The 20166-nt window shown below is 59.1% G+C and carries 23 protein-coding genes and 1 tRNA gene; 13 read left to right on the forward strand and 11 right to left on the reverse strand.

Going from position 1 to position 20166, the window contains the following annotated elements:
- Positions 1–4: 4 nt before the first annotated feature.
- From O9X62_RS08265 to orn, 3 genes are read right to left on the reverse strand one after another with little or no spacing between them, the layout of a single operon-like run.
- Complete coding sequence (locus O9X62_RS08265) at positions 5–580, reverse strand: MFS transporter (RefSeq protein ID WP_269532335.1); 576 nt, start codon at positions 578–580, stop codon at positions 5–7.
- On the reverse strand, positions 577–1065 hold the full coding sequence (locus O9X62_RS08270) for a nicotinamide-nucleotide amidohydrolase family protein (RefSeq protein ID WP_308446447.1): 489 nt from the start codon (positions 1063–1065) through the stop codon (positions 577–579). Before O9X62_RS08270 ends, O9X62_RS08265 begins: the two co-directional genes overlap by 4 nt.
- A gap of 2 nt (positions 1066–1067) precedes the next feature.
- A complete protein-coding gene (gene orn, locus O9X62_RS08275) occupies positions 1068–1613 on the reverse strand; it encodes an oligoribonuclease (protein ID WP_269532336.1) in 546 nt (181 codons plus the stop codon).
- A 90-nt stretch (positions 1614–1703) separates the two neighbouring features.
- On the opposite strand from orn, the gene O9X62_RS08280 reads away from it, so the two are divergent.
- The 9 genes from O9X62_RS08280 to O9X62_RS08320 all read left to right on the forward strand — a co-directional run bounded on the left by O9X62_RS08280 (position 1704) and on the right by O9X62_RS08320 (position 11191).
- Complete coding sequence (locus tag O9X62_RS08280) at positions 1704–2951, forward strand: M48 family metallopeptidase (RefSeq protein ID WP_269532337.1); 1248 nt, start codon at positions 1704–1706, stop codon at positions 2949–2951.
- Between the two features lie 8 nt (positions 2952–2959).
- Positions 2960–3274 (forward strand): 4a-hydroxytetrahydrobiopterin dehydratase, encoded by a 315-nt coding sequence (locus O9X62_RS08285; protein WP_269532338.1) that lies wholly within the window; start codon positions 2960–2962, stop codon positions 3272–3274.
- A complete protein-coding gene (gene rsgA, locus O9X62_RS08290; RefSeq protein ID WP_269532339.1) occupies positions 3271–4134 on the forward strand; it encodes a ribosome small subunit-dependent GTPase A in 864 nt (287 codons plus the stop codon). Before O9X62_RS08285 ends, rsgA begins: the two co-directional genes overlap by 4 nt.
- A 142-nt stretch (positions 4135–4276) precedes the next feature.
- Entirely contained in the window at positions 4277–4489 is a 213-nt protein-coding gene (rpsU, locus tag O9X62_RS08295; protein WP_269532340.1) for a 30S ribosomal protein S21, read from the forward strand.
- 277 nt (positions 4490–4766) lie between these two features.
- A complete protein-coding gene (locus tag O9X62_RS08300) occupies positions 4767–5207 on the forward strand; it encodes a GatB/YqeY domain-containing protein (protein WP_269532341.1) in 441 nt (146 codons plus the stop codon).
- 69 nt (positions 5208–5276) lie between these two features.
- Complete coding sequence (gene dnaG / locus O9X62_RS08305; RefSeq protein WP_269532342.1) at positions 5277–7187, forward strand: DNA primase; 1911 nt, start codon at positions 5277–5279, stop codon at positions 7185–7187.
- 204 nt (positions 7188–7391) lie between these two features.
- Positions 7392–9335 (forward strand): RNA polymerase sigma factor RpoD, encoded by a 1944-nt coding sequence (gene rpoD / locus O9X62_RS08310; RefSeq protein WP_308446448.1) that lies wholly within the window; start codon positions 7392–7394, stop codon positions 9333–9335.
- An 8-nt stretch (positions 9336–9343) separates the two neighbouring features.
- Positions 9344–9420 (forward strand) — tRNA-Ile (locus tag O9X62_RS08315).
- 184 nt (positions 9421–9604) lie between these two features.
- On the forward strand, positions 9605–11191 hold the full coding sequence (locus O9X62_RS08320) for a methyl-accepting chemotaxis protein (protein ID WP_269532344.1): 1587 nt from the start codon (positions 9605–9607) through the stop codon (positions 11189–11191).
- 105 nt (positions 11192–11296) lie between these two features.
- On the opposite strand, the gene O9X62_RS08325 is transcribed toward O9X62_RS08320, so the two are convergent.
- Positions 11297–11518, reverse strand: coding sequence for a hypothetical protein (locus O9X62_RS08325; RefSeq protein WP_269532345.1), 222 nt, complete (start codon positions 11516–11518; stop codon positions 11297–11299).
- 294 nt (positions 11519–11812) lie between these two features.
- On the opposite strand from O9X62_RS08325, the gene arsA reads away from it, so the two are divergent.
- A complete protein-coding gene (gene arsA, locus O9X62_RS08330) occupies positions 11813–13573 on the forward strand; it encodes an arsenical pump-driving ATPase (protein ID WP_269532346.1) in 1761 nt (586 codons plus the stop codon).
- A gap of 16 nt (positions 13574–13589) precedes the next feature.
- Here the strand turns inward: arsA and O9X62_RS08335 are convergent, their stop codons facing one another.
- The 5 genes from O9X62_RS08335 to O9X62_RS08355 form a co-directional block, all read right to left on the reverse strand.
- Positions 13590–14435, reverse strand: coding sequence for a DUF6671 family protein (locus O9X62_RS08335; protein WP_269532347.1), 846 nt, complete (start codon positions 14433–14435; stop codon positions 13590–13592).
- Between the two features lie 265 nt (positions 14436–14700).
- Positions 14701–15630 carry a protein kinase gene (locus O9X62_RS08340; RefSeq protein WP_269532348.1) on the reverse strand — a complete coding sequence of 310 codons (930 nt, stop codon included), beginning with the start codon at positions 15628–15630 and terminating at the stop codon, positions 14701–14703.
- Between the two features lie 10 nt (positions 15631–15640).
- Complete coding sequence (locus O9X62_RS08345; RefSeq protein ID WP_269532349.1) at positions 15641–17311, reverse strand: DUF262 domain-containing protein; 1671 nt, start codon at positions 17309–17311, stop codon at positions 15641–15643.
- Positions 17312–17472: 161 nt separating this feature from the next.
- Complete coding sequence (locus tag O9X62_RS08350) at positions 17473–17871, reverse strand: MAPEG family protein (RefSeq protein ID WP_269532350.1); 399 nt, start codon at positions 17869–17871, stop codon at positions 17473–17475.
- A 62-nt stretch (positions 17872–17933) separates the two neighbouring features.
- Positions 17934–18065 carry a hypothetical protein gene (locus O9X62_RS08355; RefSeq protein WP_269532351.1) on the reverse strand — a complete coding sequence of 44 codons (132 nt, stop codon included), beginning with the start codon at positions 18063–18065 and terminating at the stop codon, positions 17934–17936.
- A gap of 106 nt (positions 18066–18171) precedes the next feature.
- Between O9X62_RS08355 and O9X62_RS08360 the strand changes: the two genes are divergently transcribed.
- Complete coding sequence (locus O9X62_RS08360) at positions 18172–18426, forward strand: helix-turn-helix domain-containing protein (protein ID WP_269532352.1); 255 nt, start codon at positions 18172–18174, stop codon at positions 18424–18426.
- 33 nt (positions 18427–18459) lie between these two features.
- Here the strand turns inward: O9X62_RS08360 and O9X62_RS08365 are convergent, their stop codons facing one another.
- Both O9X62_RS08365 and O9X62_RS08370 read right to left on the reverse strand, forming a co-directional pair.
- Positions 18460–18684: a DUF2798 domain-containing protein gene (locus tag O9X62_RS08365; protein ID WP_269532353.1), complete on the reverse strand. Its 225-nt coding sequence runs from the start codon at positions 18682–18684 to the stop codon at positions 18460–18462.
- A gap of 38 nt (positions 18685–18722) precedes the next feature.
- Positions 18723–19214: a DUF2938 domain-containing protein gene (locus O9X62_RS08370; protein WP_269532354.1), complete on the reverse strand. Its 492-nt coding sequence runs from the start codon at positions 19212–19214 to the stop codon at positions 18723–18725.
- 82 nt (positions 19215–19296) lie between these two features.
- On the opposite strand from O9X62_RS08370, the gene O9X62_RS08375 reads away from it, so the two are divergent.
- Entirely contained in the window at positions 19297–19734 is a 438-nt protein-coding gene (locus O9X62_RS08375; protein WP_269532355.1) for a helix-turn-helix domain-containing protein, read from the forward strand.
- A 38-nt stretch (positions 19735–19772) separates the two neighbouring features.
- Positions 19773–20141: a VOC family protein gene (locus O9X62_RS08380; protein WP_269532356.1), complete on the forward strand. Its 369-nt coding sequence runs from the start codon at positions 19773–19775 to the stop codon at positions 20139–20141.
- The last annotated feature ends 25 nt before the right edge of the window (positions 20142–20166 follow it).

A 20166-nucleotide genomic window follows, 5' to 3' on the forward strand; every position in this document is an offset into this window, starting at 1 on the left:
GCGCTCAGGCGGCGCCCAGTTCCAGTGTGCGCAGGGTCATGGGCAGCGAGGAGTTCACGTCGAACTCGCAGCCCGTTTCTATCCCCACGCGGGCAATATCGGCCGCGCTCAGTTCAGGGCGGTCGTAAACAGCGCGCATGGCGCCTATGGCAAAGTCGCGACCTGAACCGATGGCCCAGTACTGGCGGTATTCGTAGACCTCCCGCATCGAGAACACACCGAAGATGCCATGGGTATTGGCGATCAGCGCGGTCATCTGGCTCGATTCGTAAGGGTCATCCTCTTCTTCCTCGGGACGCAGGAAGAAGTCTTCCTTAAGCTTGGGATGCAGCTTGCGGAAGCTTTCAAAGATGGTGGCGCGGCTGGAAAAATCCAGTGTGCGGTTGCGGCTGAGCGCGGCTTGCATGACCAGATCATGCGCTGCCGCACCGCACAGGCCGAACAACACGCCGCCGGACTCGAAGATCTTGTCCGGCCAGGCATCGTGCTGCTGGCCCAGCCGGGTATCACCAAACGTCGATTGCGTGTCGGCCGCGATGGCGACCTGATTGCCCTTGCGGACAACAACAATGGTAGTCATGCCGTGTCAGATTCCCGGGTAAGTGCCAGCAAATGCGCCAGCGCATGATGGATGGTTTGCGCGCGCACGGCAGCGCGGTCGCCGTCAAAGCGGCAGGTTTCCGTCAGGGTACGATCCGCCAGCGCAAAACCGAAGCACACGGTGCCGACCAGCTTGGCCGCCGAACCGCCAGAAGGCCCGGCAATGCCGGATACCGCCACCGCAATCTGGGCTCCGGACGCAGCCAAGGCGCCGCGCGCCATCTCGGCCACCACCGCTTCGCTGACTGCGCCATGGGTCTCCAGGGTGGCCGGCAACACACCCGTCAGTTTCTGCTTGGCATCATTCGAGTAGGTGACCCAGCCCATGTCGAACCAGGCCGAGGAACCGGCGATATCGGTAATCGCACTGGCAATGCCGCCACCTGTACACGATTCAGCCGTGGTCACCCGCCAACCTCGTGCCAGCAGCGCAGCGCCCAGTTGTTCAGCCAGCCCGGACGCCACGTTCAGCCCTTGAGGAAATGTTCGCGGTAATACTTGAGCTCATCAATGGACTCATACACATCGGCCAGCGCCTCGTGCCGTCCGGATTTCTTGAGGCCCTTGTAGATATCGGGCTGCCAGCGCTTGCACAGCTCCTTGAGTGTGGAGACATCCAGAATCCGGTAGTGCAGATACTCATCGAGCTTGGGCATCCAGCGCACCATGAAGCGGCGATCCTGATGCACCGAGTTACCACACAGCGGCGAGGTACCCTTGGCCACATGCTGGGCAATGAAATCCAGCATCTGCTGCTCAGCCTCGGCCTCGCTGAGCGTGGACGCCTTGACCTTGTCGATCAGTCCTGATTTGCCATGGGTATTCTTGTTCCAGTCATCCATCGCATCGAGCACGCTGTCGGGCTGGTGCACGACCAGCACCGGGCCTTCGGCCACGGTATTGAGTTCGCTGTCAGTAATTACCACGGCCAGCTCGATGATGCGCTCGCGCTCGGGATCCAGACCGGTCATTTCCATGTCCAGCCAGATGAGTCGGTTTTGCTCTTGTGCCATACTTGCTCGCTGTATCAAGTTAGGCGGACTCGCAGATTCATGCGCAGACCCGCCCGTTCAGAATAGACCTCCATTTTCGCACAGCCCCGCATGAGCGCCCACGAATTCAGTCTTGTCTTTATCGCCTTTCTGGTGCTCTCCACCGGCTTGCAACTCTGGCTCAAGGGGCGCCACCTCGCGCACATCGCGGCACACCGCGACAGCGTCCCCGCAGACTTTGCCGGCGCCATTGAACTCGATGCCCACCAAAAAGCCGCCGACTACACCTCGGCCAAAACGCGTCTGGCGCGCATCGTCATCGCCTGGGATGCGCTGGTACTGGCGGGACTCACCTTGGGCGGCGTGATCGGCTGGTTCGATACCAGCCTGCGCGCGGCACTCGGCAACAGCATCTGGGCCGGCTTGGGCTTGATGGCGGCGGTCATGGTGGTCAGCAGTGTGCTGTCGCTTCCGTTCTCTATCTACTCGACTTTTGTGCTGGAAGAACGCTTTGGTTTCAACAAGACCACGCCGGCACTATTTGTGGTGGACATGATCAAGGGCGCCCTTCTCTCAGCCGTGCTGGGCCTGCCACTGGTGGCACTGGTGCTCTGGCTGATGGATGCCGCCGGCAACGGCTGGTGGCTGTATGCCTGGCTGGCCTGGGTGACCTTCGGCCTGCTCGTCATGGCCATCTACCCGCGCTTCATCGCCCCGCTATTCAACAAGTTCTCGCCGCTGGACAACGCCGATCTCAAATCGCGTATCGACGCACTGCTGAACAAGTGCGGCTTTGCCAGCAACGGCGTGTTCGTGATGGATGGCAGCCGTCGCTCCAGTCACGGCAATGCCTACTTCACCGGCTTTGGCAAAACCAAGCGCATCGTATTTTTCGATACGCTGCTTGAACGACTCGAACCGCTCGAAGTGGAGGCCGTGCTGGCCCATGAACTGGGCCACTACAAGCGTCGCCATATCATCAAGCGCATGGTCATGATTTATGGCTTGGGCTTGGTCACGCTGGCGGTGCTGGGCCTGCTCAAGAATGCCGAGTGGTTCTATGCTGGCCTGGGCGTGGCCACGCCGTCTACCGCTGCCGCGCTGCTGCTGTTCTTCGTGGCGCTGCCAGTGTTCACCTTCCCGTTTGCCTGGATTGCCAGCCGTGGCTCGCGCCAGCATGAATACGAGGCCGATCACTACGCGGCCGAAGTCAGCAGCGGCCCGGCGCTGATCTCCGGTCTGGTCAAGCTCTACCGCGATAACGCCGCCACGCTGACCCCCGACCCACTGCATTCGCTGTTCTACGATTCGCACCCGCCCGCCGCCCTGCGCATTGCTGCGCTGCGTGCTCATAGCTAGGAACCATCATGTCGCTGCTGAATGAAAACTGCCCTGCCAAGGTCGACCCACTGAGCGATGCCGAGCTGGCCAGCCTGCTCTCGCAAGTGAGCGGCTGGACGGTAGAGGGCGGCAAGCTCGTCAAAACCTTCCGCTTTACCAACTATTACGAGACGCTGGCCTTTGTGAACGCCTCGGCATTTCTCTCGCACCAGCTTGATCACCACCCCGAACTGCATGTGACCTACAACACGGTCAAAGTCGCTTACGACACTCACTCGGTCAACGGCCTGAGCCGCAACGATTTCGTCTGCGCCGCCCGCACCGACGCGCTGCTCGCATGAGCATTACCGGCCGCATCATCCAGTCGCACGGAAAATCGTTTGTCGTCGAAGTGGGTGAGCGCCGCTATATCGCCACCGCGCGCGGCAAGAAAACCGCCTATGCCGTGGGCGATCTTGTGGACATCGATCTGATCAATGAAGAGCAGGCCGTCATTGAAAAGGTACAGCCGCGCACCAGCCTGCTGTACCGCTCGGATGAGTGGCGCGAAAAGCTTATCGCTGCCAATGTCACGCAAATTGCCATCGTGCTCGCCGCCGTGCCCAGCTTCTATGAAGAGCTGTTGAGCCGCTGCCTGGTCGCAGCCGAAGACGCCGACATCCGCGCGCTGATCATCCTCAACAAGTGCGATCTGCCCGAAACCGCGCAAGCTCGGGCCACGCTCGAACCCTACCGCGTGCTCGGTTACCCGATGCTGGAACTGAGTGCCACCGGCGATATCGCGCCGCTGCTACCCGAGCTGGCTAACCACACCACCGTACTGGTGGGCCAGAGCGGCATGGGCAAGTCCACACTGGTGAACGCGCTGCTGCCCGACGCCAAGGTGCGCACCAACGACATTTCCCTTGCGCTCGATTCTGGCAAGCACACCACCACGCACGCCACCCTTTACCGCCTACCGCAAGGCGGCGAACTGATCGACTCGCCCGGCCTGCAGGAGTTCGGTCTCGGCCACTTGCGTGGCGACCGGTTGCTCGCGCTCTTCCCCGAAATGCGCCAGTACATCGGCCAGTGCCGCTTCCGCGATTGCCGCCATGAACGCGAGCCGGATTGCGCGCTGATTGCCGCCGCTGAACGTGGCGACGTGCTGCCGCAAAGGCTGCAACTGCTGCGGAAGTTGCGTGCAAGCTGCAACACCTGAGCCGTATCTGCTCAAAAATCGCCGCCAAAACAGCCATTTACTCGCCGCCAAACTTGTCTGACGGCTTGCCAGACTGTTATCATCGCTATTCGCAGCAAAATTTTATTTAACCCGTCTTCGTTAGAAAGTAGGACTGATCTCAATGCCGACCGTACGCGTCAAGGAAAACGAGCCGTTTGAAGTTGCCATGCGCCGCTTCAAGCGCACTGTGGAAAAAACCGGCCTGCTCACCGAACTGCGCGCCCGCGAGTTCTATGAAAAGCCGACCACTGAGCGCAAGCGTAAGCTCGCTGCCGCTGTGAAGCGCCATTACAAGCGCATTCGCAGCCAGATGCTGCCGAAGAAGTACTACTAAGCCAGTACTGCTTTAGCTGCGTTTTCCGCGTACCGCCAGTGAGGGCTTGCCCTCACGGTCACGCAATCAGGGCCGCCGGTTTATACTGGCGGCCTTGTGTTTTGCGGGCCTGTTTTCAACGCCACACAGTGGCCTGCTGGCACGTGCCACACAGGCAGCCGGGGCCCTCAGGACAGCAGCGCTATCTCGCTGCGCTCGTAAGCACACTGAATAGGCAGTTGAGATACTCAGCAAACCGCCCTTCACCCCACCTTCCAACCTTCTGCAAAGTCACGCCATGAGCCTCAAGCAACGCATTACTGATGACATGAAGACCGCCATGCGCGAAAAAGATACCGCGCGCCTGGGCACCATCCGCCTCTTGCTGGCCGCGATGAAGCAGAAGGAAGTCGATGAGCGCATCGAGCTCAGCGATGAGCAGATCGTCGCCATCATCGACAAGATGAACAAGCAGCGCCGCGATTCGATCAGCCAATACGAAGCCGCCAATCGCCAGGATCTGGCCGATGTGGAAAAGGCCGAAATGGTGGTGCTCGAGGCCTATATGCCGCAGCAGGCCGACGAAGCCGAAATCAATGCCGTACTCGAAGCCGCCGTGGCCACGCATGGCGCCAGTGTGGCATCCATGGGCAAGATCATGGCCGACGTCAAAGCCAAGCTGGCCGGCCGCGCTGACCTCAGCAAGGTCTCGGCCTTGGTAAAGGCGCGCATTCAGTAAGGCGTGCGGCTTGAGGTGTGAGGCGCAACGGTCCGCATCTCAAACCTGACATCGCACCCCTCACCCACCATGGCCCTCATTCCCGAAGAGTTCGTTCAGGACCTGCTCAACCGCCTCGATATCGTCGAGGTCGTCGAGCGCTACCTGCCGCTCAAGAAAACCGGCCAGAACTACAGCGCCTGCTGCCCGTTCCACAAGGAAAAGTCACCCTCGTTCACCGTGAGCCCCACCAAGCAGTTCTACCACTGCTTTGGCTGCGGCGTGAACGGATCGGCTGTGCGCTTTGTCATGGAATACGAAGGGCTGGCTTTCCCTGAAGCCGTTGAAAAGCTCGCCGAGTCGGTCGGCATGCAGGTGCCACGCGTTGCCGGCAGCAAGCATAACGATGCGCCACAGCGTGCGCGTCAGGCCAGCCTCGTCGAGCTCAACAAGGCCGCGATGCAGTTCTATCGCGATAGCCTCAAGCAAAGCCCCGCCGCCATCGATTATCTGAAACGCCGCGGCCTCTCGGGCCAGATTGCCGCACGTTTCGGCCTCGGTTACGCGCCCGAAGACTGGCACCCGCTGGCCAGCTGCTTCAGCGATTACGCCACCAACCCGGGCATCAAGGAAGTCGGCCTCGTGATCGATAGCGAGAGCACCGGCCGCCGCTACGATCGCTTCCGCAACCGCATCATGTTCCCGATCCTGGATGGCAAGAGCCAAGTCATCGGCTTTGGCGGCCGCGTGCTGGATAGCGCCGCGAGTGTGCTCAAGGGCCAATCCAAGCCCGACGCCAAGACCGGCGAGATCAAGGAACCCAAGTATCTGAACTCGCCTGAAACGCCGCTGTTCCAGAAAGGCCTGGAACTCTATGGCCTGCCGCAGGCGCGCCAAGCCATCCGCACGCTGAACCGCGTGCTGGTCGTGGAGGGCTATATGGATGTGGTGGGCCTGGCGCAACTGGGCGTGGAGTACGCCGTTGCCACCCTCGGCACCGCCTGCACGCCCGAGCATGTACGCAAACTGATGCGGCTGGCCGACCGCACCATCTTCTGCTTTGACGGCGATGCCGCAGGCCGCAAGGCCGCTTGGCGCGCGCTGGAGAACAGCCTGCCACTGGCCAGCGATGCCAAGACCCTGAGCTTTCTGTTCCTGCCCTCCGAGCACGACCCGGACAGCTATATCCGCGCCTTCGGCAAGGAGGCGTTCGAGACCTTTGCCGACGAGGAAAGTTTGGGTCTGGCCGCCTTCCTGTGTCGCGAGTTGTCCAGCCAGGTCGATCTGGATACCGAAGAAGGCAAGGCACGCCTGCTGCATCTAGCTAAGCCGCTGGTCGAACAGATCAAGGCACCCGCACTGGCGATCCTTTTGCGCAAAAAGCTCGGCGAGCTAGCGGGGCTGGATACCTACGAAGTCACCCAGATACTCGGCATCAGCCAGCCCCTGGCCGCCCCCGCAACCAAAGCCGATGACGCGCCACGTCGTCAGGACAGTCCTCGTAGCCGCGCACCGCGCGACAAGGAGTCCCGCTATACACCGCGCCAAAGCCAGCCATCACTGGGCCGCGCCCCACGCGAGCTCGGCTTCGAGCTGCTGCAACTTCTGGTACTGAACCCCAAGCTCGCACTCGAATTGCCGCAATCCGCCCTGCCCGCCATTACCGATCCTGGCACGCGCGCCATTGCCCGCGTCGTCGATTACGTATGCGAGGCAAGCAGCCCGCCAGCGAGCGGGCACCTGATGGAAGCCCTGCGCGGCGACCCCAGCCACGCCCTGCTCGCCAAAGCCCTGGCCGCCGGACAGCTTGCCTATGCCACCAGCAGCGAATCCACGCTGCACGACGTATGGCGCGATGTGCTGGAACGTTATCTGCAACGGGCGGACAAACCTCGTAACGATGAGCGCATCGCGGAGCTGGCCGCCAAGGGTTTTGCCGGCATGAGCAGCGAGGAGCGCGAGGAATACAGCCGGCTGCTGATGGCCGGTCGCCACATATAGGCAGCAATTCAGCGGCAGATCGCTAAACTGGACTCAACGGCGCCGGCAAGATTGCCGCAAGCGGCCAGCAGCCTGCCTGCGAGGCCGATTTACCCAGCCGACAAAGTCGCTGATTTCAAAGACTTAAGGAACGGGAAACCTGCAAAGCACTGGCATCCGTGCTACACTTTGCGGTTTCCCCGTCCCACATTCGAGATAGTACAGATGGCGGCAGATCAAGAGTTGGACAAGTCCGAGGCCAACAAGCGCGACGCGGAACCGCGTCTCGACAGCGAAGCGCGCAAAGCACGCTTCAAGAACCTTATCGTGCTTGGCAAGGAACGGGGCTACCTGACCTATGCCGAGATCAACGACCATTTGCCCGAAGACATGCTCGACGCCGAGCAGATCGAAGGCGTGATCAGCATGATCACCAGCATGGGCATTCAGGTCTACGATGAGGCGCCGGACGCCGAATCGCTGCTGATGTCCGACGCGGCACCCGCTGCCGTGGCCGACGACGACGTCGCCGAAGAAGCCGAGGCCGCGCTTTCTACCGTGGACTCCGAATTCGGCCGCACCACCGACCCCGTGCGTATGTACATGCGCGAAATGGGCACGGTCGAGCTGCTGACGCGCGAAGGCGAAATTGAAATCGCCAAGCGCATCGAAGACGGCCTCAAGCACATGGTGCAGGCCATCACCGCCTGCCCCACCACTATCGGCGAAATCATCAACCTGGTCGACAAGGCCCTGGCTGATGAAATCCGCATCGATGAAGTGGTTGACGACTTCATCGACCCGAACGCGGTCGAGGAAGAAGAAGTCGCCCCGCCCGAACTGCCCGATCCGGACGCCGAGGACGAAGCCGCGCTCGATGAAGCCGCCGAAGACGACGAAGACGCCGAAGGCGCCTCCGCCGCAGCGGCTGCCGCGAATCTGGAAGAACTCAAGAACAAGGCACGCGAACACTTCGAGGTGATCCGCGCCCTGTACGACAAGATGGTCAAGGCCCTGGCCAAGCACGGCCCGCAGAGCAAGCAGTACCTTGCCCTGCAAGCCGACGTCTCCGCCGAGTTCCTGAAAATCCGCTTCTCGGCCCGCCAGGTGGAAAACCTGTGCGACAGCGTCCGCAACATGGTCGACGAGATCCGCGGCTACGAGCGCGAGATCATGGACATCTGCGTGCAGAAGGTCCGCATGCCGCGCGACTACTTCATCAAGAACTTCCCCGGCAATGAAGACAATCAGGACTGGGTGAAGAACGAGATCGCCGCCGGCAAGCCCTACTCGGCCATTCTGGAACGCTACCAGCACGCCGTGATGGAAAAGCAGTCCAAGCTTGCCGAGCTGCAGCAGAAGGCCATGCTGCCGATCAAGGAGCTCAAGGAAATCAACCGCCAGATGTCGACTGGTGAAGCCCGTGCACGTCGCGCCAAGCGCGAAATGATCGAGGCCAACCTGCGTCTGGTGATCTCCATCGCCAAAAAATACACCAACCGCGGTCTGCAATTCCTGGATCTGATCCAAGAAGGCAACATCGGTCTGATGAAGGCCGTGGACAAGTTCGAATACCGCCGTGGTTACAAGTTCTCGACGTACGCCACCTGGTGGATCCGTCAGGCCATCACGCGGTCGATCGCCGACCAGGCACGCACCATCCGTATCCCGGTTCACATGATCGAAACGATCAACAAGATGAACCGTATTTCGCGCCAGATCCTGCAGGAAACCGGCCTTGAGCCCGATCCCGCCACCCTGGCCGAAAAGATGGACATGCCTGAGGACAAGATCCGCAAGATCCTCAAGATCGCCAAAGAACCGATCTCGATGGAAACGCCGATCGGCGACGACGACGATTCGCATCTGGGTGACTTCATCGAAGACACCAACAACGTGGCCCCGGTTGATGCCGCCGTCTACGCCAGCCTGCGCGATGCAACCCGCGACGTGCTGGACACGCTGACACCGCGCGAAGCCAAGGTGCTGCGTATGCGCTTCGGTATCGAAATGAATACCGACCACACGCTGGAAGAGGTCGGCAAGCAGTTCGACGTGACCCGTGAGCGTATCCGTCAGATCGAAGCCAAGGCACTGCGCAAGCTGCGTCACCCGACCCGCTCGGAGCGCCTGAAGAGCTTCCTCGACAGTCTGCAGAGCGAAGGCTAAGCGGTTTTGGGCCTGTAGCTCAGTTGGTTAGAGCAGAGGACTCATAATCCTTTGGTCCAGGGTTCAAGTCCCTGCGGGCCCACCATAAAAACAGGGAGTCAGCGCAAGCTGACTCCCTGTTTTGCATTTGGCGGTCAACCAAGCCTCTACCACGTGTCGCAGCGCGTACTATTGCGCAGCCGACTGATTGCCTAGGGCTGCCTGCCAGCGTCATGAACTTGCAACACACCGGAAATAGCATGCACTGCTGATACCTCAGGTGCGTGCTCATGAACATGTCGCTCTCCCGGCAACTCCTACTGGTCAGCGTGATTGCGGTAGCCGTGCTGGCCTTGGCGATTGCGATCACGGCGATACGCATCGGCTCGCTGCGGCAGCAAGTTGTGCTGCTGGAGGGAAGTCAGCAGTCGGTTACGCTGCTGCTCGCCATCAAGGCGACGGCGCTATCGGTTTCCCGTGCCGATCCGATCATGCCCGAAACCAAACCGCAGCTTGAGCAAGCCAACCAGCGTATCGAGTCCGATGCCGGCCTGCTGCTGCGCACGCTCGATGCCAAGTCGCGCAAAGACATCGATACCCAAGTCCTGCCGCAATGGCGCGACTATCTCAAGCAGTTCCAGAGTGCACTCACCATCGCCGAGACCAGCCCGCAAGACGCGCTATCGATCCCTGAGCAGATCTTCCGCCTGAATCTGGAGCCGGCGGTCCGTGCGCTCGATCAGCTGGTGGCGCATCAGGAAAAAGCAGCCGGCACGCTCAAGCTGGCCATCGACAAACAAATGTCGCGCATCGTCATTGAAGTGATCCTGATACTGCTGATGGCCGCTGCCACGGTCGTGATATCGCAACTGCTATTTGCCCGCCGCCTTCATCGCCAGGTGCGACATACGGCCGATGTGGCGGCACGGCTAGCGCAAGGGCAGCTGACGCTGCGTTTACCGGAAACCCGTGATGAGCTAGGGCAGGTTTCGCAGGCCATCAACAGCTTCATCGACCAGCTCAACGCCTTGCTTGGCGAGGTCAAGCACGCCAGCCATCAGGTCTCGGATCAGGCCGCTCAATTGGGAAATACCGCCGATACGGTGCGCGATAACACCTATCTGCAATCAGAAGATGTGGCCAAGATTGGCGCAGCGATGGAGCAGATGAGTACCGCCATCGATAGCGTGTCTGCGTTTGCACAGGATGCATCCATCAAGTCCAGCGAGTCGGTTGCCTTGGTCACATCGGTTGCCGGCAAAACCCACGAAGCAACGGCGGAAATCCACGCATTGGCGTGCGATATCGATCAAACCAGCGGCATGCTGGGTGAGCTGAACCGTTCGGTAAACGAGGTCACACAGGTCAGCGAACTGATCAAGGCGATTGCCGGTCAGACCAATCTGCTGGCACTCAATGCCGCGATCGAAGCTGCACGCGCTGGCGAGGCCGGGCGAGGTTTTGCGGTCGTCGCGGATGAGGTACGTTCACTGGCCGAGCGTACGTCGGATGCCACTGCCAGCATCAATCGCCAACTGGCACAGCTGGCGGCCCGCATGGAATCCACGCGCGAGGCCATGCAGCAAGCGCGCATCAAGGCGCAGGCAGGCGCCGTGCAAATCGAATCCGTCGCCGTACTGAGCGCCGATGTCGCCCACGCGGTGCAAGAGGTCGAGGCCCTGATGCGCAGCATTGCCGATACCACCGTTCAGCAATCACAGGGCGCCGCGGAGATTGCCCATGAGGTGACGGCGATCAATCGCCTAGCGGAAATGAATGTGGTGGCCATCGACAGAACGCGTACCGATATCCGCACGCTCAGCATTACCGCCAAAGCGCTGGATCAGGCGGCGGGGCAGTTCACTACCCGCACGTAAGCCTTGTGCGTATTAGCCAGCATCCTGGCTTTGCCAACGCCGGCGATCCGCCATCTGCCTCAGGCAAACGGGCGCATCCCCCACCCTGGGCCTTGATACGCCACTTCACGAAAACCGCGGGACCGACCGACGTTCATGGCACGCTGAGTCCATCAGCCGCACGATGATGCTCTCGGCTGCGGCCAGGGCCTCCGCTTCGGTCTCAAAGGTATTGCGAATTTGCTGGTGGTATTCACAGGCATGACCCGTGAATGCCCGACGATGGAGAATGACGGCTTGGTAACCGCCGCTTGCTGCCCTGCTCGCCATGGGTGTCAGCTCGTCCATGCTGGTGTACTCCCTGTCGTTTGCGCCACTTCGCGCACTCTAGAACAACGGGACGTCAGGCATATTTCAGCTCGTCGCATTCTTCGGGATTTCTTTAGTTTTGCTGACGAGCGTCAAACTGGCGCGACCTTCAGGCTTGCCCTGTTGCCTGCTTCATTGCGGGCAACTGATCTTGGCCGATGGTGCGCACAGCACATCTGCATCCCTCCCCTGCTGCGGCCTTGATCCATGCCAAACCCCTAACTGCCAGTTCCACTAGGATGAGGACGTCGTCGTCCCTTATCAGACATCAGCATGAACCCGCTCACGCCCCTTCTGGACCATCCGACACGCTTTATCTTCTTTACCGGCAAGGGTGGCGTGGGCAAGACCTCTGTCTCGACCGCAACAGCGATCGCCTTGGCCGATCGGGGTAAGCGAGTCTTGCTGGTCAGCACGGACTCCGCCTCCAATCTCGATGAAATGCTGGGCGTTCAGCTGCGCAATCAACCCGTGGCCGTTCCCGGGGTTCCGGGTTTGGCCGTGATGAATATCGATCCGGATGTCGCCGCCCAGAACTACCGGGTCCGTGTCGTGGCGCAGATGGGCGATACCGCAGACGATGATGATATCGCCACCGTGCGGGAACAGCTTTCCGGCGCATGCACGACCGAAATCGCCACGTTTGACGAGTTTGCTTCGCTGCTGTCGGGCGATGCCCCCGACTACGATCACCTGATCTTCGACACGGCACCCACTGGCCACACGCTCAGACTACTCAGCCTGCCCAAGGCCTGGACGGGATTCCTCGCGGGCAATGACCGTGGCGCCTCCTGTCTGGGCCCCCATTCCGGATTGAAAATGCAGGAACAGTTGTTCAATCTAGCACTGGCCACCCTCAATGATCCTTCCGCGACCATGGTGGTCCTGGTTGCCCGGGCAGAAACGGGCTCCCTACGAGAGGCGGCCCGAACGTCGAGCGAACTGAGCGCGCTCGGCCTGACCCGGCAGCGGCTCATAATCAACGCAGTCTTTCGGGCAACGCGGCCAGATGATCCCATTGCACATGCCATCGAAGCGTTGGGTCAGCAGGCCTTGCACACGCTGCCTGACACCTTGCGCAAGCTAGAAACCGACTACATTCCGCTTCGCCCCTTCGACTCAGTCGGGCTACCTGCCCTGCGTGCCTTGCTATCCGCCGAAGCACCGGCGCCGCAAGCCGATCTTGCGCCAAGGCCCAAGATTCCCCACCACACCCTCTCCATGATGGTCAGCAAGCTGGCCGCAGCAGACCACGGGCTGATCATGGTGATGGGCAAAGGCGGCGTGGGGAAAACCACCCTGGCCGCCGCCATTGCGCTGGGGTTGGTGCGCGAGGGGAAGTCCGTGCACCTCACCACGACCGACCCCGCCGCACATCTCGCGGGGACGCTGCAGGCGGACATACCGGGGCTGACTGTCAGCCGGATTCATCCGCAGGAAGAAACCCGGAAATACGTCGAGAAGGTGATGGCCTCGCGCGGGCGAGACCTGAACGAGGCAGAACGTGCACTGATGCTGGAAGACCTCCGATCGCCATGCACCGAGGAGGTGGCCGTCTTTCACGCGTTCTCGCGCGTGGTATCCCAGGCGCGTAGTGCCTTTGTGGTGCTCGACACCGCCCCCACCGGCCACTCGCTGCTGCTGATGGATGCGGCGGGCGCCTATCACCGGCAGATGCAGCAGGCCTTTGAAGGCCAGTCGGCCGCCCACCTCGTCACCCCCCTGATGCGCTTGCAGGACAAGGACTACACCAAAGTCATCCTGATCACCTTGCCCGAATCCACGCCCGTATCGCAGGCGGCTGCGTTGCAGGCAGACCTACGCCGCGCGCAGATCGAACCATTCGGCTGGATCATCAACAAGTCCCTTCTGGCCACCCACACAGCAGACCCCTTGCTGCAGGCACGGCTGCAAAGTGAGTACAGCCAGTATCAACGGGTCAGGGCCTATGCCGGGGCAGATATCGTTGCCATTCCTTGGGTCCCGACGCCGCCATTGGGTGCGGAAGCACTGCGCGCGCTGCTGGATGCTTGAGCATCACCATCACCGATCAGGGATTGCATCGAGGACACTCACCAGGGTCCGCAAACAGGCGATCTTGTCGCAGGGTCGCTGCTTTGTGCTGACAAGCCGGGCACGCCCAGATTTCCTTCTGGTACACCGCCGTGGGGGTGCGGCAAGTCGCACACGGCAGGCCAGGTTCGCGCGCTGCTATCCAGAAACCCGGCAGACCACAGGCCGGGCATGGTGACTGCAGCCGCTTCAGCAAATCCACCGCGGCTTCGCCGATGCGCTGCATGCGGTTCGGATTGGCAAACGCCCGCAGATCGGTCTCCAGGAACACCTTGCCGTTGCGGGACCGAAACCGGCAATCCTCAAAGCACTGGCGCAGCACCTGCCAATCGGCAATGCCTTTCACCAAGCCCGGGTCGGCCTGATCATTTGGGCGCAAGACCAGTTGCTGCGCCGGAAAACCCTCTCGCTGGGCAAATGCCTCCACGTCAGCCCAGCTATCGGTATGCAGATGCCCGCTGGATGCCGGCCCCTGGCTCATCGCAACCAGTTCGATCCCGGCACGATCATCCAGCAAGACCAGCAATTCCAGGTTCCAAGGGAACAGACCCGTCATCGGGTCCAGTCCAAAGCTGCCTTCGCTGGCGAGCCCGATGGGCAAGCCTGACAATTCCATCCCGATGCGCGCCTTGCGCCTTGCCGCCTCCAGCTGAGTCCCCGCGCGAGGCGTTTCACGCGTAAAGGTGCCCAGCGTATCGGTATCAAACCCGCTCACCAGCTCGATCTTGCAGGACAACGCCGGTTCAAGCACCGGTGCAATCACTTGCTCCTTGCCGTGCTGCGTCAGCAATGCAATGCGCTGGTCCGTGTAGTGGTGGCTCATGTCGGGGTTTCCATCGCAGGGTCGCGTTGGCTGCCATGATATCCGTGTAGTCATCCCGCATTGCAATCAAAGATGCGGTACTGGGTAATTGCCATCGCATCGGGTGCCTTGGTCAGCACTGATCTGGCGCGCAGCTACGCCGCTAGCGTGAGCGCACGGTGGCGGTGTTCAACGTTGGACGGATAGCAGTTACGGCAGCTGCGGATGGCTAGGTATGCAAAATTCAAGACCTGACCCCAGCTACTCTTGCAGCATTCCTTGTGGATTAGAAAACTCGTCCCTCTAAACCGTGTGCTGCAGTCACAACTGCCCGGAATATTCCTTCCCATGAATCGAAAAGATCGGCAGCGGGATACCGACGGGTAACATCTGGTTCCAACATCCGCTCAATCTGAGCTCTAATCGATACCTCTTGGGAGCCCGCGATAGCACCTAATGGCTCTAGTTCGACAGGATCTAGAATTTTTTCGCACTTTTTAAGTGGAACAACGCCGGTAAATACTTCGGCAAATACTAGGCCCAGCTGAAATACATCAGACTTCGTTGAAATAGTTTCTTTACCTCGACAGTAGTCAACCAAGTCCGGGGTTCTATAAAACCTTGGGAGTCGCGGCCCAACACTATCAATCAAGAATCCCGGATCCTCTTTATCGCCATCATCACTGAGAGATTTAATTAATCCAAAATCACCAAGAACAAACGACCTACCTTTGACGAAGATATTCTCAGGCTTAATATCACGGTGAACGATCTGAGGCTTACGTGAAGCCAAGTAAGAAAGACCAGAAAGCATTTGTAGACAAAATGCCAACCGGAATGCCATCGGAAAAGAACCAGAAAGCATCACATCACGTAAAGTTTGCGGAAGGTAATCAGCTATCAAGAAAGGAAAAGCAACAGCTTGACCACCATGTTCTTTAGCAACAATCCCCGTGTCATATACTCGCATAATTGCAGGATGGGTAAATTGCTGCAAGACCGCAACTTCCTGCAAAAATCTACTTTTCCGCGCCTCATCTCCGATCTTGGTAAACACCTTCATGGCAAACAAAACACCACGGTGCTCACCAGAGGTTGCCTCAACCAAAAAGACGAGTGAATTCCCGCCATTGCCCAAGGCTTGAATTACACGATAATAAACACTATTAGCTGATTTAATAGTTTGCGATATTGTTATAAGATCGTCGACTTGCATAATTAACGTCCTATTCGATCTTCCAACGACGGCAGGCTTCCCTTGCCAATTCATGTGTTCTATCCGTTATAAGATCAGGACCCCAACCATCAACCTTGACGGACTGCGTAGTCGTAAATTTTGACCGCCCAAAGTACGCTTCGCTAATTCTAACTATTTCGTCAGGAGATTTCTGTCGTATGGAGCGTGCGTATTCGGCACCTAGACTACCTTCCAAGAGGAAATAGCTGCCAAGTTTCTTAAAATCTTCCTCCGGATCATCATTATGAAGAGGTGGTAGATAGAGGCATTTTGCATTATCTAGCACAGCAGAATCACAGCCACGGTCCTTCTCAATCTGAGCCAAGACATAGTGCGCTCGGGATACCTTCTGCTCTCGATGTTCGACAAAGTCCGACTGAAACTGCTCGTCACTGATCATTAGCTCCTTGAGCACAGAAAGCCACTGTTCTCGGTCAACAGACTGTTGACCCCATATAAGGACGCAAGCCCGGCCAAGCACTTTCTCTAAGACACCGGTTCGGCCGTGACCAATCATTTGGAACCGAAAAAGGCATACCGTTAGGTCAGCAAGAAACTCCGGCCGCGAACCTTCTGAAAGTTTTTTGAACACGCTATATAGGAGTGGGCGCGCCTGTTTGCTTCCGATTGTTTTAATTGCAGCAACGGATTCCAATACTTGAGGAGCAACGCCAAGCCAGACCTCATGCTTGGGATCATCCAACGCAGCTGCGAATCGTGCTGCATCTAACAGCTCTTCCAGCAAAGCATTTGCTGCTTGCTGCCCCTGGAAAGACTGTCGAATGCGTCGGAAAAGGTCGCTTTTCTGAACAATGCCGAATCGCGCAGTCCAAAAAAACTTCAAAAAGTCGTCTGCATCGGTATCCTCAATCAGCTTGGTAAGCCTACCCCATAGGGCTTCAAGGTATGGATGATCCTTAGGAACCGCTATGCTAAAAATGTAATTTTTTACCAAATCTAGTGCTGATAAATCAGCACCCCTGTTATTTAGAGATTCAAACAAGATATATGCATCCGCGTCAGTAGCCACATCGACGCTAACAACCTTAACACTCGTTTCAAGGAATCGAGAAAGACCAAACAAGGCCTCCGCGCTTCCCTCCCGCGTATTTGCCACATTACTGGAGAATTTATCAACCCATTGCCTGCAATTAATAGCCGCATCAAGCAGAAGAAAGTTTGACGTCTTCCTTCCCAATTTATCTCGCTCTCTTATTAAATCCGCTGTAGGACAAATTGCGATTATATGTTTCTCAAAAATCTCATGATTAATAGAGTTCAAATGTATACGTGTGGAAAAATCCCCCCCCAACTGTCTTACCCCAAGGTATTCCGTTTCTATCTGAGTAGCATCACCATCAAACCCGCGCTCCTTCAGCCAAAATCGAATTGCCGAATAAATCATCGTTACTGTAGTCAGGCGCTGCTGGCCATCTAGGACCTCCCATACCCCACCTTGGGGCCCGCGTAGAACGACGAGACCTATGAAGTAGTCATTGGATTTATTGGCAAACGCAGCCTCAATGTCATCCAGTAGCTGTTCGACCTGCTCAACAGCCCAAGAATAGTTGCGTTGATGTATTGGCACAGAGAAAAGTTTTCTCTGTGTAATCAATTCACCAATGCCATATGTACTCGAATCAAACATTGCTGAGCCCATGCGCTCTCCGTGTTTATTAATCTGTGCCCTCATTAGTAAAGCACAGCTGCAGGTGGATACGGGTTGCTCAGGCTATACCGAACCTCATACCAATGACAACTACACAGGAAGGGATCGAGAGGCTAGGTCTTGATTCATGCAGAGCACTCCACAGCATCTCGCTACCCTTTAACCCATACCAGATACATCAACACCCCCGCCGAAACCAGCAACACACTCAACGTCAACACCATCCCCACTTGCCTAAGCGGCAAGGGTTCCTTGACCTGGCTGATGCCCACGGCGTGAATGATGCGGCCCGCGATCAGCATGGTGCCTAGGGTATGTAATAGCCGGCTATCCGCGCCGCCCCAAGTCAGCAGCACCAGCAGCAGGAGCGCAAACGGGGTGTATTCCACAAAGTTGGCGTGTGCACGGATGGCACGTTGCAAACGGGCATCGCCACCGTCGCCCAGCGCTACGCGCACGCGGGTGCGCAGGACGATGGTGCGCAGGGTCAGCGCGACAAACACGACCGCCAGGATGGCGGCGTACAGCATGATGGGCTTGGCATCCGGCATGGTGGTCTCCTGAGTCAGGACGCAGTCTTGATCACTTGCTGACTTGTGCGCAAGGTGCGCGATCAGTGATGCCACCCCAACAGATCGTTCACCTGCTGCAAGTAACGATGCGCATGCTCGCGCCCGTGGCGGCTTTCGCGCAGGGCCAAGCCCCAGTTGGCGACGGTTTTCTTGAGCGAATCGGGTGCATCCACCGCGTCGATCTGTTCCGCCTGGCTGGCCGCACCCTAGCCACGCGGCAATGCCAGAGCGGCCGAGCTGGCGCATATCCGGCTCAGCCCCACGCTCGATCAGCTTGCCTTGGCCTTCCACACCAGCCCAGCCACCCTCAAACGCCAGCTCGCACGGCATGGCACCCATTTCCGGGCCTTGCTGGACCAGGTGCGCACCCATGTATCGGTATGGCTCATGCACTACCGGGGCTATAGCCATGAGCAACTGGCCGAGCACTTCGGGTTTCACGATGCCCGCAATTTCCGCCGATCGTTCCAGCGCTGGACGGGCATCACACCGGCTTGTCCCGAAGGCGAGTTGTGGCCAAGGGCCGCGTGCTGACATCCGCCCAATGCAAGCAGGCCGGCGCAGCCATCAAGCCGTCAACCTCGCCACTACGCCGCGTACCCAAGGTGCAATCAGGGTTACGGCGGCAAAGGCAACCGGCCAGGTCGTGATGCAGCTCTTGGCCCAGCGTGTCAGAAAATCAGGCTGAAAGCCCTGCGTGCTGATCAGCACGAACGCGACCATGATGGCCACCATGATCGCCGACAGCAGGGCGCTGAAAAGGATGGGGGCAAAACGGGCAGGAATACGCATGAGGATGCTCCGGTTGGGTAAGGGGTTGGTAACGACAATCATTGCGCTGGTACTAGCTGGATCAGCGACGCCACGGCATAGAGGCCGGCGCCGAACACGGTGTGGGTGATCAGGCTCTGCCAGCGCGCGGCGGCAGGTTTGGACGTGCGGCGGGCAGCAATGCCGGCGCCCATGCCCGGCTGCATGAGCAGGAACGGCGCAGCCACCGTGGCCACACCCACCAGCAGCGCCGGGAACAGCGTCGGGGTATCGAGCCACGCCCTGCCCCATAGCAGCGGCACGATGGCGGCAAACGCCATACCGATCAGGTAGTGAGCCAGCCAACCGAGGTACTTTTCGCCCGCCACTGGTGCCGCCTTGGCGATGGCTTCATGGCGGAAACGGCCCTTGGGCATATGCGCCAGCCAGCGCCCGACCAGCCCGTAATTGGGTGGCGGCACGCCTAGCCAACGCTGGCGGGCAATGGCCCAGATATCGATCAACAGCGTCGCACCGGCACCGATCATCACGATGCGAATCAAGTCATGCATGACAGCCTCCTTTTACTTGCCTTGAAGTGGCAGAGACTGCACAGTACTAATTCAAGTCAACTTGAGGTCAAGGGGTGCCGTGGTGGATATTGCCGAAGTCGCCAAACGCTCGGGCATGCCGGCCTCGGCCCTGCGTTACTATGAGGAGAAGGGGCTGATACGCTCGAACGGGCGGCAAGGCCTGCGGCGCGTGTTCGACGCCAGCGTGCTGGAGCGCCTGGCCTTGATTGCGCTCGGACGCGTGGCCGGCTTTACGCTGGACGAAATTGCCCAGATGTTCGGCGCCGATGGCCAGCCGCAAATCGACCGGCAGTTGCTGGCCGCCAAAGCCCGAGAGCTGGATGCGATGATCCTCAAGCTCAGCGCCATGCGCGATGGCCTGCAGCACGCGGCAGAATGTCCGGCACCCAGTCATCTGGAGTGTCCTACTTTCCGCCGCCTGCTGGCCGGTGCCGCATCGGGTGCACTCAGCGAGCGCAGCATGCACACTGCGCGCAAACGTCCCCGACCCAAAGCCTAGTCCTGCGCCCAACATCCCGATTACCGAGGAAGCCCGCCATGCAGACACAAGACATGTCCATCCCCATCCTGCCGAGCCGTTCGCTGCCGGCCACGCTGGATTTCTATGCCAGGCTGGGGTTTGACGGCGAGATCATGGGCGAAGGCGATAGCTACGCCATCCTCACGCGCGGGCCGGTGGAGCTGCACTTCTTTGCGCACCCGGACCTCAGGCCCGAGGACTCCTGGGCCGGCTGTTACATCCGCGTGCTCGATGTGGAACCGGTGTATCAAGCCTTTGCGCAGGCGGCGCTGCCACGTTGGGGGATTCCGCGCATGGACACACTGGAAACCAAGCCTTGGCGCATGCGCGAGTTTGCGGTGATTGATCCGGATGGCAATCTGATCCGGATAGGCCAAGCCCTGTAATCCTTAAATCAAAATAAAATCAATG

The sequence above is a fragment of the Chitinimonas sp. BJYL2 genome (assembly GCF_027257935.1).
In the GTDB taxonomy this organism is placed as follows: domain Bacteria; phylum Pseudomonadota; class Gammaproteobacteria; order Burkholderiales; family Chitinimonadaceae; genus Chitinimonas.

Excerpts from the sequence above, each read along its gene's own strand:
- O9X62_RS08265 (WP_269532335.1), bottom strand. The coding sequence starts at position 580 with ATGACTACCATTGTTGTTGTCCGCAAGGGCAATCAGGTCGCCATCGCG.
- orn (WP_269532336.1), bottom strand. The coding sequence starts at position 1,613 with ATGGCACAAGAGCAAAACCGACTCATCTGGCTGGACATGGAAATGACC.
- O9X62_RS08280 (WP_269532337.1), top strand. The coding sequence starts at position 1,704 with ATGAGCGCCCACGAATTCAGTCTTGTCTTTATCGCCTTTCTGGTGCTC.
- O9X62_RS08285 (WP_269532338.1), top strand. The coding sequence starts at position 2,960 with ATGTCGCTGCTGAATGAAAACTGCCCTGCCAAGGTCGACCCACTGAGC.
- rsgA (WP_269532339.1), top strand. The coding sequence starts at position 3,271 with ATGAGCATTACCGGCCGCATCATCCAGTCGCACGGAAAATCGTTTGTC.
- rpsU (WP_269532340.1), top strand. The coding sequence starts at position 4,277 with ATGCCGACCGTACGCGTCAAGGAAAACGAGCCGTTTGAAGTTGCCATG.
- O9X62_RS08300 (WP_269532341.1), top strand. The coding sequence starts at position 4,767 with ATGAGCCTCAAGCAACGCATTACTGATGACATGAAGACCGCCATGCGC.
- dnaG (WP_269532342.1), top strand. The coding sequence starts at position 5,277 with ATGGCCCTCATTCCCGAAGAGTTCGTTCAGGACCTGCTCAACCGCCTC.
- rpoD (WP_308446448.1), top strand. The coding sequence starts at position 7,392 with ATGGCGGCAGATCAAGAGTTGGACAAGTCCGAGGCCAACAAGCGCGAC.
- O9X62_RS08320 (WP_269532344.1), top strand. The coding sequence starts at position 9,605 with ATGAACATGTCGCTCTCCCGGCAACTCCTACTGGTCAGCGTGATTGCG.
- O9X62_RS08325 (WP_269532345.1), bottom strand. The coding sequence starts at position 11,518 with ATGGACGAGCTGACACCCATGGCGAGCAGGGCAGCAAGCGGCGGTTAC.
- arsA (WP_269532346.1), top strand. The coding sequence starts at position 11,813 with ATGAACCCGCTCACGCCCCTTCTGGACCATCCGACACGCTTTATCTTC.
- O9X62_RS08335 (WP_269532347.1), bottom strand. The coding sequence starts at position 14,435 with ATGAGCCACCACTACACGGACCAGCGCATTGCATTGCTGACGCAGCAC.
- O9X62_RS08340 (WP_269532348.1), bottom strand. The coding sequence starts at position 15,630 with ATGCAAGTCGACGATCTTATAACAATATCGCAAACTATTAAATCAGCT.
- O9X62_RS08345 (WP_269532349.1), bottom strand. The coding sequence starts at position 17,311 with ATGGGCTCAGCAATGTTTGATTCGAGTACATATGGCATTGGTGAATTG.
- O9X62_RS08350 (WP_269532350.1), bottom strand. The coding sequence starts at position 17,871 with ATGCCGGATGCCAAGCCCATCATGCTGTACGCCGCCATCCTGGCGGTC.
- O9X62_RS08365 (WP_269532353.1), bottom strand. The coding sequence starts at position 18,684 with ATGCGTATTCCTGCCCGTTTTGCCCCCATCCTTTTCAGCGCCCTGCTG.
- O9X62_RS08370 (WP_269532354.1), bottom strand. The coding sequence starts at position 19,214 with ATGCATGACTTGATTCGCATCGTGATGATCGGTGCCGGTGCGACGCTG.
- O9X62_RS08380 (WP_269532356.1), top strand. The coding sequence starts at position 19,773 with ATGCAGACACAAGACATGTCCATCCCCATCCTGCCGAGCCGTTCGCTG.